The sequence below is a fragment of the Azomonas macrocytogenes genome (assembly GCF_014191985.1).
Classification (GTDB): Bacteria; Pseudomonadota; Gammaproteobacteria; order Pseudomonadales; family Pseudomonadaceae; genus Azomonas; species Azomonas macrocytogenes.
The window spans coordinates 1-17,677 of record NZ_JACHXI010000004.1; the positions used below are offsets into that span (position 1 = coordinate 1).

Consider the following 17,677-nt stretch of genomic DNA (forward strand, 5'->3'; position numbering starts at 1 on the left):
TCCGCTACGACAAGCTGAAGCGAAATTACGAGAGCATGGTAGCCATGGCCTGTGGGTTTCTATGGCTCCCCATGTGAAACGTCAACAGACCCTAGCCAGAACGCCTGTGAACAGCTATTACAGGCCGGCGGCAGTACGCAAGGCTTCGGCTTTGTCGGTACGCTCCCAGGTAAAGGTGGTGAAGGTATCGTCGCCTACCGTCACCTGTTGCGGATGACGACCGAAGTGGCCGTAGGCCGCAGTGGCCTTATACATCGGGTGCAGCAGGTCAAGCATTGTGGTAATCGCATAGGGGCGCAGGTCGAAATATTCGCGGACCAGTTGCACGATGCGCTCGTCGCTGATTCTGCCGGTACCGAAGGTATTGATCGAAATGGACGTCGGCTGGGCCACGCCGATGGCGTAGGACACCTGGATTTCGCAGCGGTCGGCGAGGCCGGCGGAAACGATGTTCTTGGCCACGTAGCGACCGGCATAGGCGGCCGAGCGGTCGACTTTCGACGGATCCTTGCCGGAGAAGGCGCCGCCACCATGACGGGCCATGCCACCATAGGAATCGACGATGATCTTGCGGCCGGTCAGGCCACAGTCACCTACCGGCCCGCCAATGATGAACTGGCCGGTCGGATTGATATGGAACTGGGTACCCTTGTGCAGCAACTCGGCCGGTAGGGTGTGCTTGACGACCAATTCCATCACCGCCTCGCGCAGGTCGCTGTACTTCACCTCAGGGTTGTGCTGGGTGGACAGCACCACGGCGTCGATGCCGACCACTTTGCCGTTCTCGTAGCGGCAGGTGACCTGGGATTTCGCATCCGGACGTAGCCAGGGCAAGAGACCCGACTTACGCGCTTCGGCCTGGCGCTCCACCAGACGGTGGGAGAAGCAGATCGGTGCAGGCATCAGTACGTCGGTCTCGTTGCTGGCATAGCCGAACATCAGACCCTGATCGCCGGCGCCCTGGTCCTCGGGTTTACTGCGGTCCACACCCTGGGCGATGTCCACTGACTGCTTGCCAATGATATTGAGAATCCCGCAGGTAGCACCGTCGAAGCCGACGTCTGAGCTGGTGTAGCCGATATCGACAATCACGTCGCGGACCAGTTGTTCAAGGTCGATCCAGGCGGAGGTGCTGACCTCGCCGGCGATGATGGCCACACCCGTCTTGACCAGGGTCTCGCAGGCAACGCGGGCCTGTTTGTCCTCAACGAGGATGGCGTCCAGGACCGCATCGGAGATCTGGTCGGCGATCTTGTCCGGATGCCCTTCGGACACGGATTCGGAAGTGAAAATCGAGTATTCGCTCATCTGGCGGTTCCTAAATTACCGGTGAGTGAGAGGGTCGTCAGCGGCGGTCGGGAAAAATGCCGGGCCTGGATCTGAAAACCGTTCTTCAAGCCAATGTAAAGACTTTCGCCGGGCACCAGCCCGGCAGCGATGGCCCAGCGGGCCAGATCGTCCTGTTCGAAGCCGAGCCAGAGATCGCCGCACGCTTCCCTGGCCCAGTTCTGGTTGTGGCTGCACAGCTCGGTGATCAGCAAACTGCCGCCCGGATTGACCAGGCGCGCCAACTGCTTCATCGCCTCGCCAGGCGCGGCCAGGTGGTGCAAGACCATGTTCAGGATCACACAATCGGCGGTGGCACAGTCATCCAGCAAGGCATCGGCGAGCTCCAGTCGGACATTCTCCAGGCCCAGTTTTTCGCATTGCTGGCGCGCCAGCTCCAGCATCGCCGGGCTGTTGTCCACGGCGGTGACCTGCCCGAAGCGGCGCGCCAGTTCGGGGAGAAAGCCGCCGTCGCCCGGGCCGACCTCCAGTGCCGTTGTGGTTGGATCAATGCTCAGTGCATCGAGCAGCGCCAGCAGGCTGTCGCAGTATTGCGGCAGGCCGGCAATCAGATCCTGGCGGGCCTGGAAGCTGCCGGCCATACGCGCGAAGAAGTCCTCGCTGGCGGCATTGCGGCGAGCATGCACGTCGGCAATCCGGCTCTGTACGTCTGCCGGCAACTGCAAACGGTCGATTGCTTCCAGCAAGGCAGCGTGCAAAGTGCTGGCTGGCATTTCACTGGCTGCCAGCGCCCGTCGATAAAAGATCGCATTGCCTTCCCGGCGTGTTGCCACCAGTCCGGCCTGCGCCAGCACCTTGAGGTGATGGCTGATGCCGGATTGGCCAATGGCGAAGATCTGGGCCAGCTCCAATACGCCAAAGGAGTCGCTGGCCAGTACCCGCAGCACGTTCAGGCGCAATGGATCGCCACTGGCCTTGCACAGGGTGGCGAGCTGGTCGCGTTCGTCGAAGTGGAGCTGAGGGGCACGCAAATTCATGGGGCGCAGTCTAATCGCGCATTTTTCATTCAGCAACAGCAATATCAAAAAATATTGATATTGCTGTTGCCGGTTGGGGCGTAGAAGGCTATTCCTTTACCCATGACATGGAAAACTTCTTTTCGGAGCACTCTACAACTATCCGACATTGCTCGCCGATAGCTGACTGAGCGAAGATGTGTCCTTTTCGATTCAGCCCCCCTAGGAGATTTCAGCGATGCCCAGCCGTCGTGAGCGAGCCAATGCCATCCGTGCCTTGAGCATGGATGCCGTGCAGAAAGCCAACAGCGGCCACCCGGGTGCTCCGATGGGTATGGCAGATATCGCCGAGGTGCTCTGGCGAGATTATCTCAAGCACAATCCGCACAATCCGCAGTGGATCGATCGCGACCGCTTCGTGCTGTCCAATGGGCATGGTTCCATGCTGAGCTACGCCCTGCTGCATTTGACCGGTTATGCCCTGTCGATCGAGGATCTACAGGATTTCCGCCAGTTGCATAGCAAGACGCCGGGGCATCCCGAGTACGGTCATACGGTTGGTGTCGAGACGACTACCGGTCCGCTCGGCCAGGGCATCGCCAACGCCGTCGGCATGGCGCTGGCGGAAAAGGTCATGGCTGAGCAGTTCAACCGCGTGGGACACGAGATCATCGATCATTACACCTACGTCTTCCTGGGTGATGGCTGCATGATGGAAGGTATTTCCCATGAAGTCTGTTCACTGGCCGGCACTCTCGGCTTGAGTAAGTTGATCGCCTTCTATGACGATAATGGTATTTCCATCGATGGTGAAGTCCATGGTTGGTTCACCGATGATACGCCGGCTCGCTTCGAGGCCTACGGCTGGCAGGTGATCCGCAATGTCGATGGACATGATGCCGATGAGGTCAAGACCGCCATCGATACCGCTCGCAAGAGCGACCAGCCAACCCTGATCTGTTGCAAGACTGTCATTGGCTTCGGCTCGCCGAACAAGCAGGGGAAGGAAGACTGCCACGGGGCGGCCCTGGGCGTGGAGGAAGTGGCCTTGACCCGCGCCAACCTGGGCTGGCAGCATCCACCGTTCGAGGTTCCGGCCGACATTTATGCCGAGTGGGACGCCAAAGAAGCTGGCAGCAAGGTCGAAGGCGACTGGGATCGGCGTTTCGCCGCCTATGCCAAGACTCATCCTGAGCTGGCTGTCGAGCTCAAGCGCCGCATGGCCGGCGAGCTGCCGGAGGACTTCGCGGAAAAGGCTTCGGCTTTCGTGCGCGAGGTGGCTCAGAAAGGTGAGAGCATCGCCAGCCGCAAGGCCAGCCAGAATTGCCTGAATGCTTTTGGCCCACTGTTGCCCGAGTTGTTCGGCGGCTCGGCAGACCTTACCGGCTCCAACCTGACCCTGTGGAAGGGTTGCAAGCCGGTCGTGCAGGAAGATGCCACCGGCAATTACCTGTACTACGGCGTACGCGAGTTCGGCATGAGCGCAATAATGAACGGCATCGCCTTGCATGGCGGCCTGATTCCTTATGGAGCCACCTTCCTGGTCTTCATGGAGTACGCGCGCAACGCAATCCGTATGTCCGCCCTGATGAAGCTGCGGGTGATCTATATTTTCACTCACGATTCCATCGGCCTTGGCGAGGACGGCCCGACCCATCAGCCGATCGAGCAACTGGCCAATCTGCGCCTGACCCCCGGTCTGGATACCTGGCGGCCAGCCGATACCATGGAGGCCGCCGTGGCCTGGAAGCATGCGGTAGAGCGGAGAGATGGTCCATCGGCGCTGGTTTTTTCTCGGCAGAACCTGCCTTTCCATCTGCGTGACGACGAGACCGAAGCGGCCATTTCGCGGGGTGGCTATATTCTCAAGGATTGTATGGGAGAGCCGGAGCTGATCCTGATTGCCACCGGGTCGGAAGTCGGCCTGGCCATGCAGGCCAGCATGCGCTTGAGCGAGATGGGGCGCCGCGTGCGCGTGGTTTCCATGCCCTGTACCAGCGTGTTCGAAGCCCAGAGCGCGGCCTACCGGCAACAGGTGCTGCCGCGTACAGGTGCACGTATCGCCATCGAGGCGGCGCATGCCGATTACTGGTACAAATACGTCGGCCTCGACGGTCGCGTCATCGGCATGACCACCTTTGGCGAATCCGCGCCGGCCGGGCAACTGTTCGAACATTTTGGCTTTACGGTTGATAATATCGTGGCGACAGCGCAAGAGTTGCTGAGAGCCAACGGCTAAATAACAGTTGGAAGCCTGGAGCTGGAAGTACAAGCGGTCTGTGTCGTCTTCAGCTCCCGGCCCTGCCACTTCCGACTTGTCACGGAACGAGCTTCCCTCATGCCATCGAACCTTCCCTACCGCATCGCCCTGAACGGCTACGGCCGTATTGGCCGTTGCGTATTGCGCGCCTTTCATGAGCGCGGTGCGGCATTTTCCTTCGATATCGTCGCCTTGAACGATCTGGCCGACATCGCCAGCCTGGAATACCTGACCCGTTTCGATTCGACCCATGGTCGCTTTCCGGGACAGGTGGGCGTCGAAGGAGATTGCTTGCGTCTGAATGGGCGCCGGGTGGCGGTACTACGCCAGGCCACGCCGGAAGCCATCGATTGGCGCGCACTGGGTATCGATCTGCTGCTGGAGTGCTCCGGTGTCTACCACACGCGGGCCGATGGCTTGCGTTTTTTGCATGCCGGCGTCCCGCGAGTGCTATTTTCCCAGCCCATGGCCAGTGAGGCGGATATTGATGCGACGGTGGTCATGGGGATCAACCAGCATGGCCTGACTGGGCGCGAACGGCTGGTTTCCAATGCTTCCTGTACGACCAATTGCAGCGTGCCGTTGCTCAGGCTGCTCGATGATGCGCTCGGCCTGGAGTACGTCTCCATCACCACTATTCATTCAGCGATGAACGATCAGCCGGTGATCGATGCCTATCACCACGAAGATCTGCGTCGTACTCGTTCGGCCTTCCAGTCGGTGATTCCGGTTTCGACAGGGCTTGCGCGAGGTATCGAGCGGCTGCTGCCGGAACTCTCCGGAAGGATTCAGGCCAAAGCGGTGCGGGTGCCGACGGTAAATGTGTCCTGCCTGGATATCACCTTGCAGGTTGCCCGCGATACCGATGCACGGGAGATCAATCGGATTCTACGCGAAGCCGCAGCGGCTGGGCCGCTCAAGGGGTTGCTGGCTTATACCGAGTTGCCGCATGCCAGTTGCGATTTCAATCATGACCCGCATTCAGCCATCGTCGATGGCAGCTTGACTCAGGTGTCCGGGCCCCGGCTGGTCAACGTGCTGGCCTGGTTCGACAACGAATGGGGATTCGCCAACCGCATGCTCGATGTAGCCGAGCACTATCTGAGCGTCGCACACAGCGCTGCCGAGCGGAATTGATCTAGGTAGTCGTTGCATTTCGACTGGGGAATTTTAAGGAAGGATCTATGAATATTTTGAAGATGACCGACCTCGATCTCAACGGCAAGCGCGTCCTGATTCGTGAAGACCTCAATGTGCCGGTGAAAGATGGGGTGGTGACAAGCGATGCACGCATCCTGGCGGCCTTGCCCACCCTGCATACCGCGCTGGAAAGAGGTGCAGCAGTGATGGTCTGCTCGCACCTGGGGCGTCCGACCGAAGGCGAATTTTCCGAAGAAAACAGCCTCAAGCCGGTGGCCGACTACCTGAGCAAGGCCTTGGGGCGAGAGGTTCCACTAATCAGGCAATACCTGGACGGCATCAACATCAAGCCCGGCGAGCTGGTGCTCTTCGAGAATGTACGCTTCAACAAGGGTGAGAAAAAGAACACCGACGAACTGGCACAGAAATACGCTGCATTGTGCGATGTGTTCGTCATGGATGCCTTCGGTACTGCCCACCGGGCCGAAGGTTCGACCCATGGTGTTGCCAAGTTCGCCAAGGTTGCCTGTGCCGGTCCTTTGCTGGCTGCCGAGTTGGAGGCGCTGGGGCAGGCGCTGAGCAACCCAGCCCGTCCGATGGCGGCAATCGTTGCCGGTTCCAAGGTTTCCACCAAGCTGGACGTACTCAACTCTCTGGCACAGATTTGTGATCGCTTGATCGTTGGCGGCGGCATCGCCAATACCTTCCTGGCTGCTGCCGGTTACAAGGTCGGCAAGTCCCTGTACGAAGCCGATCTGGTCGATACCGCCAAGGCCATCGCTGCCAAGGTCAACGTGCCATTGCCGGTAGATGTGGTGGTGGCCAAGGAGTTTGCCGAGACGGCCGAGGCGACGGTTAAAGCCGTTGCCGATGTTGCCGACGATGACATGATCCTCGACATTGGTCCGCAGACTGCGGCGCAATTTGCCGAGCTGCTGAAATCCTGCAAGACCATCCTTTGGAACGGTCCGGTCGGCGTATTCGAGTTCGAGCAGTTCGGTGGTGGTACCAAGGCCCTGGCCGAAGCGATTGCCGAAAGCTCCGGGTTTTCCATTGCCGGTGGCGGCGATACCCTGGCGGCAATCGACAAGTATGGCGTTGGTGAAAAGATTTCCTATATTTCTACCGGCGGTGGAGCCTTCCTCGAATTCGTCGAAGGCAAGACATTGCCGGCCGTTGAAGTCTTGCAACAGCGCGCACTCTGATTTCTTGCTGGCAGGGACGGATTGCCTGTCGTTCCTGCCGCTGCAGTGTTTCCGACCAGGCCGGAATTTTCTGTCCTGCTCCGACTTTTCGTGGCTTGGGCAACCAATCAGGCGAATTCGTGGTCTTAGCCGAAAGCTCAGGATCGTGGAGAGGTGCTTGGTATGCGCCTGATTTTTTTTGCCTTGGTTTGCTGTTGGGTGACAGGCTGTGCCGGGCGTTCGACATGCGAAGTTTTTTCTCCGCCGCCAGCGGTTGGGCCCACTGCCCAGAACGATCAGCGCGTAGCTGTCCTGAGCACTGGTGATCCCACTGCTACAGGTAGTCAACTGGGTCAGCAGCGTTGCCGGTAAGGTGTCCCAGGGACCGAGCCGGCTTGCTGCTACTGCTGTGCATTTATTTCCGAATGAATCTTTGCCGAAAGATCGGTGGCCTGGAAATATTCCGTGCTCGCCCAAGGAACCTGCGGGCGCCGCCACTTTCCTATAGCCGTGGTAGCGGTTGCCGCTCCTGCCGGTCGCTTTACTGGTTGGTGTCGGGGGCTGGACCCAGGAGGCGGCAGGTAGCAATTCATGCGCCTGCTACTACAATGCTGTGCCGATGCAGTGTGGTGCTTGAAAGGCTTCGATCCCTGCGGCAGGCTTTACCGATAATATGTCCTTAACCGGGAGACAGGAAAAACATGGCACTCATCAGCATGCGCCAGTTGCTCGATCACGCCGCCGAATTCGGCTATGGCGTGCCGGCTTTCAACGTCAACAACCTTGAGCAGATGCGCGCCATCATGGAAGCGGCTGACAAGACCGATTCTCCGGTGATCGTCCAGGCCTCCGCCGGTGCTCGTAAATATGCCGGTGCGCCTTTTCTGCGTCACCTGATTCTGGCTGCGGTTGAGGAGTTTCCGCATATTCCCCTGGTCATGCATCAGGATCACGGCACCAGTCCGGATATCTGTCAGCGCTCGATCCAACTGGGCTTTTCTTCGGTCATGATGGATGGTTCGCTCAAGGAAGACGGCAAGACACCTTCTGATTACGACTACAACGTGCGAGTGACCCAGCAGACAGTGGCCTTTGCCCATGCCTGTGGCGTCTCCGTCGAAGGCGAATTGGGCTGTCTGGGCAGTCTGGAAACCGGCATGGCTGGCGAGGAAGACGGTGTCGGTGCCGAGGGCACGCTGGATCACAGCCAGTTGCTGACCGATCCGGAAGAGGCTGCGCGCTTCGTCCAGGCCACCAAGGTCGATGCCCTGGCGATTGCCATTGGTACCAGCCACGGTGCCTACAAGTTCAGCAAGCCACCGACTGGCGATACCTTGTCGATCCAGCGTATCAAGGAGATTCATGCGCGCATCCCGGATACTCATCTGGTGATGCACGGATCTTCGTCCGTCCCGCAGGAGTGGCTGAAAATCATCAACGAGAACGGTGGTGATATCAAGGAAACCTACGGTGTGCCCGTCGAGGAAATCGTCGAAGGTATCAAGCACGGCGTACGCAAGATCAACATCGATACCGATCTGCGTCTGGCGTCCACGGGGGCCATCCGTGAATTCATGGCGAAGAACCGCAGCGAATTCGATCCGCGCAAATATCTGGCCAAGACCGTAACGGCTATGCGCGATGTCTGCATTGCCCGTTATGAAGCTTTTGGTACCGCCGGCAATGCATCGAAGATCAAACCGCTCTCGCTGGAGGCCATGTTCGTGCGTTATGGCAAGGGCGAACTGGATCCAAAGGTCAACTGAATCCGCTTGTTCGTACTCAAACGCGGGGTGGCTGGTCTGCTCCGCTTTTTTTACACCTGAAAATCATGGTACTACCGGAATATTTCTGTTCAATCCAGTAATTGCTGGATTTCGTTATGCAGCATATCGAGCGAGAAAGGCTTGGACAGAACCGGCGCCAAGCGGGTTACCGGACTGCCGCTCTCGAAAATCTCGATCGGATAGCCACTGATGAAAATGATCTTGAGATCGGGACGGAGTTTGAGGGCCGGCTCGGCGATCATCACGCCGGAGATACCATCCGGCAGGTTGTAATCGGTTACCAGCAGGTCGAGCTGCGGTTTGGTTGCCAGTATTTCAAATGCCCGGCTGGAGTTTTCCGCTTCCAGGACCTGATAGCCTTCGTCGGCTAGATAGTCGGAAAGCAGATTGAGGATATGCGGCTCGTCTTCGACGATGAGGACGACTTTGAATGCTGACGTCATGATTGATGATTTCTCAACCTTTCTACGAATGTTTCAGGATGTGCGTTGGGTATTTGGTTGGCGCTCGTATAGCCATCGCTTGCAAGCCGATCATTGGATCAAACCTCTTTCGGCAAGTTTCATACAGCCCGTCGAGTGTTTAATGAGATGGTTTTCTCACTCTTCCTTCGAAAATGTGCGCTGATCGCTGGCCATTGCCTCGAGTGGTGGCCAAGTGCAGCCTGCGTAAGCGCAGCTGCATGCCGGCCGACTGCTATTGGTACGGTTGGATGCTCAATCCGGACAGTTGTGCTTTGGGAGGATCAGCTTGCCGGAGAGAGGAGGTCGCCCGAGTCTTAATATTCTTATGTTGCATGTTGCGATTGATCATAATAATAAAAATGCATGATTTGCTTATAGCTACAAAGCCTTTTACAGAAACGACTCATGCGAATACGGTCTTGTCCGAGTGCCGCCAGAGCGGTGTCAACGCTCGATTTTGATTTTCTACCGCGAACCGGAAGCAGCAGAGTAGCCCATGAGTCTTTCAGCGCCGCAAGCCCGCCTTTCAAGCCTGCCGGACGGCAAGCCCGTCACTGGTTTCCAGGCGAACCTCGATGTCATCCTGGATGAACTTACCCAGATCTTTTCCGAAAGCGCCGGCGACTATGATCGTTCCGGAGCTTTCCCGGCGGAAAATTTCCGCCGACTGCATGAGCATGGTCTGCTGGCCTTGACCATCCCCCAGGCAGTGGGTGGCGGCGGTGGAGGGCTGGACGAGGCGCGCAAAGTCATCTCGGCGGTTGCCAAGGGCGAACCTTCCACTGCACTGATCCTGGCGATGCAGTATCTGCACCAGTATCGCCTGCAACGTAATACGCGCTGGCCCGAGCATCTGCGTCGGCGTCTCGCCGACGAGGCGGTGCGCGATGGCGCGCTGATCAATGCCTTTCGCGTCGAACCCGAACTGGGTACCCCTGCGCGCGGCGGGCTCCCCGGCACTCTGGCTCGGCGCACTGCCGAGGGTTGGCTGATCAACGGCAGCAAGATCTACTCCACTGGCAGTTTTGGTGTCACCTGGTACCTGGTCTGGGCGCGCAGCGACGATCCGGACCCGCTTGTCGGCGCCTGGTTGGTGCACAAAGACACTCCTGGCATCCGTATTATCGAGGACTGGGATCATCTGGGCATGCGTGCCACTTGCAGCCATGAAGTCGAGTTCAGCGATGTGCGGGTGCCTCTCGAGCATGCCGTCAGCGTCAGCCCTTGGAGCGCACCTACGCCAGAGTTCGATGCCGAAGGCGCCCTGTGGATGGCCGTTCTGCTGTCTTCACTCTATGACGGCGTGGCCCAGGCTGCCAGGGACTGGCTGGTTGCCTGGCTGCAGGAGCGCAAACCGTCCAACCTGGGGGCGACATTGGCCAGCCTGCCGCGTTTTCAGGAAACCGTCGGGCGTATCGATACGCTGCTATTCGCCAACCGCAACCTGCTCGAGTCGGCCGCTGCCGGGCATGTTTCTGCCGCGCACGCCGGGCAGATCAAGCAACTGGCTACTAGCAATGCGATCCGCGCCGTCGAGCTGGCGGTCGAGGCCGTCGGCAATCCGGGCCTTTCGCGCAAGTATCCGCTGGAGCGGCATTACCGCGATGTGCTCTGCGCCAGGGTACATACACCCCAGGATGATGTGGTCTTCGGCAGTGTTGGCAGGAGTGCGTTCGGTGCGGCTGCAGGATCAGCCACATGAGCAGAATTACCATCGCCAGCCAACTCGACCCTGAGGCGAATGACTTTCTTCAGGCACGCTTGCCGAACGACCGGCTTGTCGCGGTGCAAGGATTGCCGGATATCCCGCCGGACACCAGAGCATTCATCGTCCGGCCGATCAATGTCCGCGGTGTTTCCATGCCCGAGCCGCCGTCGGGATGGCCCTTCCAACTGGAGTGGATCCAGTTGGTTTCGTCCGGAATCGATGCGTATCCTGATTGGCTCTTTACCGTGCCGCGCGTGACCACTGCCAGAGGGACGGCGTCTCACAGCATTGCTGAATTCGTACTGGCGGCGATTTTTTCCGCTGCCAAGCATCTGCCGGATATCTGGGTTCGGGATGCCCGATGGTCGTTCACTCACTTGAGCCCGGTCAGGGGCACCACTTTGGGCATCCTGGGCTTCGGCTCGATTGGACAATGCCTGGCGGACAAGGCCAGGGCACTGGATATCCACGTCCTGGCGCTGGGCAGGGACAATCGGACCATCGATCATCCAGGCGTCGAGTCGGCAAAGGATATCCGTGAACTGGCCGAGCGCTCGGATCATCTGGTCATTGCTGTACCCTTGACGGCCGCCACACAGTATCTGGTTGGCCGCGATGTCCTCAGCCACTCCAAGTCAGGTCAGCATCTGATCAATATCGCCCATGGCGGGCTGCTGGATCAGGAAGCCCTGCGGGAAGCGCTGGACTCCGGCCGTCTGCGCCTGGCGACTCTTGATGTCACGGATCCGGAACCCTTGCCGGAAGGGCACTGGCTCTATTTCCATCCCCGCGTGCGGATATCCCCGCATACCTCTTCCGTATCGACGGACAGCCAGCGAAATATCGCGGCCCTGTTCCTCGACAACCTCGAACGCTTCAAGTCGGGACGGCAATTGCTCAATTCCGTGAACATCGCCCGCGGTTACTGATACCTGTCTCCAGCCTCAGCCATCGGTATTGCTGAACTGGGCTGCCAAGATCGAAGCGTCATGGCGAGCGATCACAGTCTGTCGCCCTATGTGTGCTGTCGAGCAGTGTTGTGCGCGTGATGAAACGCCTGCGTGATACCGTTTGAGTGCAATCTCGTCAAACAGGCCGAGCGGCTGTGGTGAGAGTTTCAGTGTTCTATTGATGATTAAAATGCATATTTATTCTTATTGTTGATGATAAATATGCATAATTAACATATAACTAAAAAGCCTTTCTTTTATTTTTTATATATGTGTAATTTCAGTTCAAACCGACCCCAACCAGGTGGAGGAGATCCAGACCTCGATAATAAGTTGCAAAGACTACGGAATTCGAAATGCCAACTGTCCCTTGCTCTTCCGGACCCGACTTCAGCCCAGTGGGCGTCACAGGCTCCTGCCTTGTCCGTGCCGCTGTTCATCCTCTGGTTCGGCATCGGCGAGCTGATCTGGTAGGTGATTCTACCCAGCAAGCTACCCCGTTTTGTGTCGGTCTGCGCTCCAACCTCAACGAATACATCCCCGCTTGCGGGCAGCGCCCAAAGCCATCCTTCGCGGCCAATTATCCAGCCATTTGGACATCGCCGCGCCGTCCCGGGACATTCCTTTCAAAACCACTCCGTCGATGAGAACCGCCATGAACGCCAAGCTCGCGCCACTGCACAGTAATCTGCCACGCCCATCGATCTACGACTTGCCACGCAACCCGGCCAAGCCGAACCGCTGGAGCGTACCCGCCAGTGCTCACACGCCGGCCGAGGAGCGCCTGTACCGCAAACAGCGGCTGGCCGCCGCATTCAGGATTTTCGCTCGCCATGGCTACGACTATGGCGGCGCGGGGCACATTACCGTGCGCGATCCGGAGCACAGTGATCGCTTCTGGGTCAACCCGCATGGTGTCTACTTCGGTCATATCCGGGTTTCCGATCTGATTCTGGTCAATCACGAGGGGGACATTGTCGAAGGTGACGGCTATCTCAACCAGGCCGCCTTCGCGATCCACTCGGAACTGCACAAGGCCCGGCCGGATGTGATTGCCGCGGCGCACACCCATTCCACTTACGGCAAGGCCTGGTCGACTCTGGGGCGCCTGTTGGATCCTCTGACCCAGGACTCCTGCGCCTTTTACGAAAGCCATTCACTTTTTGCAGAATTCAATGGCGTGGTGCTGGACGCCTCCGAAGGCAAAAAGATCGCCAAGGCCCTCGGCCCGCGCAACAAGGCTCTCATTCTGCAAAATCACGGCTTTCTGACCGTGGGTGCCAGCGTGGAAGCGGCCGTCTGGCGCTATCTTGCCTTCGATAACGCGGCCCAGGCACAACTGCTGGCCGAAGCCGCAGGCACGCCAAGGCGAATCGAGCATGAGGTCGCCAGGCGTACGGAAATACTGGGCAATGAGGCATTCGAGACGCTGAGCTTTCTCCCGCAGTGGGATCGGATCATCCGCGAAGAGCCAGATTTTCTTGAATAGCAGGAGGGGACCGGTTTCGTCGCGATTCTTGCTCGATCTAATGAGTGAAGTTGTACTGGGGACTATCTATGATGAAACTATCAACGTTAATTCTCAAGAAAAAGTTTCTGTTCCTTGTTTAAAGCAGGGTTCTAAAGTGCGTGCAGGATACAACTTCCGATTGAGTGAAAGTTTCAGTGTTTAATTGAAAATTCTATTCATACCATGGAGCCAACTTTATGGCTGGATAACGTTTTTACTTAATACAGGATGTTATGAGTAATTATGAATAGTCAACGCCATATCAATACCGGGTTTTATCCAAGTGCTCTGACTATTTCGATGAGTTTTATTGAAAGCAGTCATGTCTCCTGCGAAGTCCGTAGCTGCCCAGGCAAGAGTCACTGGCATCGCCGCTGAAATCTGTCAACAGGCCAACGCCGGTGCCCGCTTCTCGGTCGAGGCCATCGGCGCGGCGGATATCGCCACGTTGCAGGACATCGCCGACACCTATCGCGAAGAAGGCATCGTCACCCGCCCGGTACGGGCTGTCGACGGCCTGCTGCCGGGCTACTTTCAACCTGCCAAGAGTACTTCTCATGAATGATCGCGAAACCTTGAGTACCGATGTGCTGGTAATCGGTGGCGGCCTGGCCGGCACTTGGGCGGCTATCGCCGCCGCTCGCAAAGGCGCGGCGGTGGTACTCGCCGATAAAGGCTATTGTGGCACCAGCGGCGTCGCCGCTACCAGTGGTCCGGGGCACTGGTGGGTGGCACCGGAACAGCGTGAAGCGGCCATCGACAAGCGTGAGGCGCTCAGTCGCTTCGGCCTCGCCGAACGAAAGTGGATGCATCGCATCATGGCCGAGACCTGGGAACAATTGCCGACCCTGGAGGGTTACTACGGCTTCCACAGCGAGGCTGATGGCAGCAAGTACTACCGTGGTCTGCGCGGCCCCGAGTACCTGCGTGCCCTGCGTCGCCAATGCGTGGATCTGGGGGTGCGCATCCTCGACCAGAGCCCGGCCGTCGAGCTGCTGCGCCACACCGACGGTGCGGTGGCCGGAGCCCGGCTCTACCAGCGGCAAGCGCACCGCCAGCTTGAGGTACGCGCCGCTGGGGTAATCCTGGCAACCGGCGGCACCACCTTCCTTTCCGGCCTGTTGGGCAGCCACACCAACACCGGCGACGGCCACCTGATGGCGGCTGAACTGGGGGCAGCCTTTTCAGGCATGGAATTCTCCAGTCTGTACTGCGTGGCCCAGGCTCATACCAGCATCACACGTACCATGATCTACACTTTCGCCGACTATTTCGATGCGGATGGCCGGGAACTGGATATCAGTTTCTTCGAACCCCATATGGATCGCCGCCTTGCCGCCGAGCTGCTCAAAGGGCCGGTCTACTGTTCGTTGCGCCGGGTACCCGAGGATATCCGGCGTGACCTGGCGAGCATCTCGCCCAACGTGCCCGTCTCGTTTGCTCGCAGGGGCACCGACCCATACCGGGAGCGTTTCGAAATCACCCTGCATGCGGAAGGGACGATCCGTGGTATCGGTGGCATTTGCATCGTCGGTGCCCAGTGCGAGACCGGTGTGCCGGGGCTGTATGCGACCGGCGATGTGGCGACCCGCGAGCGAGTCGCCGGCGCCATCAGTGGCGGCGGTGCGATCAACGCAGCCTGGGCTTTGTCCTCGGGGTGTTGGTCCGGGCGGGCTGTCGCCCAACTGGCGAAAACCCAGGGCCGCCGGGACAGGGAGCCGGTACACGGCTCGGCCCGGAGCGGCCTGGGAGGCGCTGGCCGAGCGCAAATCAGCGCACACGAGGCCGTTGCCGCCGTACAGGCGGAAATACTCCCCTACGACAAGAACATTTTCCGCACCGGCCCCAAGCTACGCGACTCTCTCGACCAACTGGAGCGGACCTGGACTGCGCTCGGCGCGGGTATTGCCGGCCCGGATATCCAGAAGAACCGGGAAGCGGCCGCGCTGACTGCCACCGCTCGCTGGTGCTACCGGGCGGCATTGGATCGCGAGGAGAGTCGCGGCCAGCAGCAGCGTGTGGATTTCCCCGAAACCAACCCCGCATTCGCAAGCCGCCTGCTGGTAGGTGGGCTCGAACAGCTCTGGACACGCCTGGAAAAGGAGGCCGTACATGATTGAAGTCATTCTCAGCGACCGCTGCAACGCTTGCGGTCTATGCGTCAAGGCATGCCCCATGAACGTTCTGGATCAGGTGTTCAACGGCACCCCGGAAATTGCCCGGCGGGAGGATTGCCAGAGCTGCTTTATGTGCGAGCTTTATTGCAAGGAAGACGCCATCTACGTGGCGCCGGACTGCGACCGGCGCGTGGCGGTGGATGAACGGCAACTGCGGGCCTCCGGGTTGCTCGGACAGTTCCGTCGGGACTCCGGCTGGGATGAATGGGCAGACACCCATGAGAACAAGCACCACCTGATGGAGCAGGTGTTTGCTCGTGCTGCGGTGGCTCAGGCAGCGTTCAAGCATGCCGTAGACGAAGGGAAAACCTGAGAACCTGTCCACGATTCGCGGACTAGAGCTAAACGGTGGCGAAAACGGCTGAGAGCCTGTTCACGGCTGGATAACGTCTTCAGTCGATCCCTCTGCGGTCGTTTGCCTTTGATCCTGCCGTCCTTGCCAAGACCACCAGTCTTGGCGACAACTCAGACCTTGCGTTGTGGCTTGGTGGCGGCACGGCTTTTCTCTTTGCGCTTCGTATCAGGTTTTCAACGCCGTTGCCGGTTCGTTTCTGCCGGTGTCACGAGAAACGTTCAGCTCTGGTTAATATCATTTTTTTGCATATTTACAATTGCTAAAAATTAAAAAAATAAATATTTGTATATAGCTAAAAAGACTTTTACACAGATAAATCATGCGAATACGGTTTTAACAGACCGACCACTTTACAAGGTGGAGGCACTCTGGATGTCCAGCATGCTTCTGCCAGCCGCTGCGCATTCGAATCCCTGTTGTCAACGGAGCGGTCCATGAACCTTCCAGTACATCCCTGCGATTTTCCACGTCCCGATCCGTTGTCCGCACCTGCCCGGCAGCCCTTCATAGCGAGCGCTACTACGCATTACCGTGTCGCCGTTCTTTTTCAAAAAACCCAACAGTAAAACAACCGAGGATCAGCATGAGCGCACTGACTCATCACATCGCCACACTCCGTTCTTGTGCACGGCCGCAGGTTTTCCCAGAAGAGTGGGACGTTCGTGTCAAGCTGGCGGCGGCCTACCGGCTGGCGGCCCTGTTTCGCTGGACGGATCATATCTACACGCATTTTTCCGTTCGTGTGCCCGGCGCCGAGGAGCATTTCCTGATCAATGGCTTCGGGTTGCTGTTCGATGAAATCACCGCTTCGAATCTGGTCAAGGTGGATATCGACGGCACCATCATCGATGACCCACTAGGCCTTGGCATCAACCAGGCAGGTTATGTGATTCACAGTGCCATCCACCGGGCTCGCCCCGACCTGCGAGCCGTCCTGCACACTCATACCCGCGACGGTGCTGCTGTTTCGGCGCAGAAAGGCGGCCTGCTGCCCTTGTCCCAGCACGCTCTGACCTACTATGGCCGGGTGGCCTACCACACCTATGAGGGCGTAGTCCTGGACCTGGATGAACAGGAACGGCTGATCGCCAACCTCGGGCAGAGCAATGTGCTGATCCTGCGTAACCACGGCCTGCTGACGGGAGGAACCAGTGTGGAGCATGCCTTTCGGCTGTTACATGGGCTGGAGTACGCCTGCAACATCCAGGTTGCGGCCCAGGCCGGGGGCAATGCCGACTTGTTGCTTGCTTCGCAGGAGGCCATCGATAAGGTGCGGCGCCAGGCCGAGGTGTTTTCCGACGGTGGGCACTCCGGTATAGCTCGCCATTGGGATGCCTTGATTCGGCAACTCGACCGGCAAGGTACGGCTTATAAGAACTGAGCGCCGGCTCGAACGCCGGATCAACAACGCCGTTGAGATGCGGAAGCACTGCAGGGCAGCGACGAGTTGTTCGTCGAAGGTGCCATTTTCCCGCATGCCGTAGAGGTGCGGAAACGGGTCGACAAGGGCTTTTATTCCTTGCCTTCCGATGGCCAACAGGGTTCCGGCCTCTCTGGAAAAATATAAACACCGATACTTTAACTTTTAGATGTTTAGTTGCCATCAAGTGTAAAGACTGGCGCGTATTTAACTTTGCGCAAGAAGATAAATACTTTGCCCATGATCGGTACAACGAAATAAAGCCATAAAGGAAATATATATAACTCCTCAATAACACTCTTATATTGCCAAGCGAAATAAATCCACTTCGACGCCAATGGTTTTTTATCAAGCCAAGGGCCGGCTTTTGTCTAAAAGGGGAGAAAATGCAGGTTATCAAACTCAATAAACGGCGAGAG

At 58.3% G+C, this 17,677-nt stretch carries 14 protein-coding genes; 11 read left to right on the forward strand and 3 right to left on the reverse strand.

The features are described from left to right. Positions 1-117 precede the first annotated feature (117 nt). Both metK and FHR87_RS05340 read right to left on the reverse strand, forming a co-directional pair. Positions 118-1,308, reverse strand: a complete 1,191-nt coding sequence (metK, locus tag FHR87_RS05335; RefSeq protein ID WP_183165690.1) for a methionine adenosyltransferase — start codon at positions 1,306-1,308, stop codon at positions 118-120. Then, positions 1,305-2,324 (reverse strand): ArsR/SmtB family transcription factor, encoded by a 1,020-nt coding sequence (locus FHR87_RS05340; protein WP_183165691.1) that lies wholly within the window; start codon positions 2,322-2,324, stop codon positions 1,305-1,307. Before FHR87_RS05340 ends, metK begins: the two co-directional genes overlap by 4 nt. 217 nt (positions 2,325-2,541) lie before the next feature. Between FHR87_RS05340 and tkt the strand changes: the two genes are divergently transcribed. From tkt to fba, 4 genes are all read left to right on the forward strand, one after another. Continuing rightward, entirely contained in the window at positions 2,542-4,542 is a 2,001-nt protein-coding gene (gene tkt / locus FHR87_RS05345; protein ID WP_183165692.1) for a transketolase, read from the forward strand. Positions 4,543-4,641: 99 nt separating this feature from the next. After that, complete coding sequence (gene epd / locus FHR87_RS05350; protein WP_183165693.1) at positions 4,642-5,700, forward strand: erythrose-4-phosphate dehydrogenase; 1,059 nt, start codon at positions 4,642-4,644, stop codon at positions 5,698-5,700. A 47-nt stretch (positions 5,701-5,747) separates the two neighbouring features. Continuing rightward, on the forward strand, positions 5,748-6,908 hold the full coding sequence (locus tag FHR87_RS05355; RefSeq protein WP_183165694.1) for a phosphoglycerate kinase: 1,161 nt from the start codon (positions 5,748-5,750) through the stop codon (positions 6,906-6,908). A 680-nt stretch (positions 6,909-7,588) separates the two neighbouring features. Next, positions 7,589-8,653, forward strand: a complete 1,065-nt coding sequence (fba, locus tag FHR87_RS05360) for a class II fructose-bisphosphate aldolase (RefSeq protein WP_183165695.1) — start codon at positions 7,589-7,591, stop codon at positions 8,651-8,653. Positions 8,654-8,742: 89 nt separating this feature from the next. On the opposite strand, the gene FHR87_RS05365 is transcribed toward fba, so the two are convergent. Beyond that, complete coding sequence (locus FHR87_RS05365) at positions 8,743-9,117, reverse strand: response regulator (protein WP_183165696.1); 375 nt, start codon at positions 9,115-9,117, stop codon at positions 8,743-8,745. A 517-nt stretch (positions 9,118-9,634) separates the two neighbouring features. On the opposite strand from FHR87_RS05365, the gene FHR87_RS05370 reads away from it, so the two are divergent. The 7 genes from FHR87_RS05370 (at position 9,635) to FHR87_RS05400 (ending at position 17,219) form a co-directional block, all read left to right on the forward strand. Further along, entirely contained in the window at positions 9,635-10,840 is a 1,206-nt protein-coding gene (locus FHR87_RS05370; RefSeq protein ID WP_183165697.1) for an acyl-CoA dehydrogenase family protein, read from the forward strand. Further along, positions 10,837-11,775, forward strand: coding sequence for a D-isomer specific 2-hydroxyacid dehydrogenase family protein (locus FHR87_RS05375; RefSeq protein ID WP_183165698.1), 939 nt, complete (start codon positions 10,837-10,839; stop codon positions 11,773-11,775). The genes FHR87_RS05370 and FHR87_RS05375 overlap by 4 nt, the downstream gene beginning before the upstream one ends. Before the next feature lie 676 nt (positions 11,776-12,451). Beyond that, positions 12,452-13,285 (forward strand): class II aldolase/adducin family protein, encoded by an 834-nt coding sequence (locus FHR87_RS05380; protein ID WP_183165699.1) that lies wholly within the window; start codon positions 12,452-12,454, stop codon positions 13,283-13,285. 343 nt (positions 13,286-13,628) lie between these two features. Next, positions 13,629-13,871, forward strand: coding sequence for a type 2 periplasmic-binding domain-containing protein (locus FHR87_RS05385; protein WP_183165700.1), 243 nt, complete (start codon positions 13,629-13,631; stop codon positions 13,869-13,871). Continuing rightward, positions 13,864-15,426 carry an FAD-dependent oxidoreductase gene (locus FHR87_RS05390; RefSeq protein WP_183165701.1) on the forward strand — a complete coding sequence of 521 codons (1,563 nt, stop codon included), beginning with the start codon at positions 13,864-13,866 and terminating at the stop codon, positions 15,424-15,426. Before FHR87_RS05385 ends, FHR87_RS05390 begins: the two co-directional genes overlap by 8 nt. After that, a complete protein-coding gene (locus FHR87_RS05395) occupies positions 15,419-15,796 on the forward strand; it encodes a 4Fe-4S dicluster domain-containing protein (RefSeq protein ID WP_183165702.1) in 378 nt (125 codons plus the stop codon). Before FHR87_RS05390 ends, FHR87_RS05395 begins: the two co-directional genes overlap by 8 nt. Before the next feature lie 625 nt (positions 15,797-16,421). Then, positions 16,422-17,219, forward strand: coding sequence for a class II aldolase/adducin family protein (locus FHR87_RS05400; protein WP_183165703.1), 798 nt, complete (start codon positions 16,422-16,424; stop codon positions 17,217-17,219). Positions 17,220-17,677: the final 458 nt, after the last annotated feature.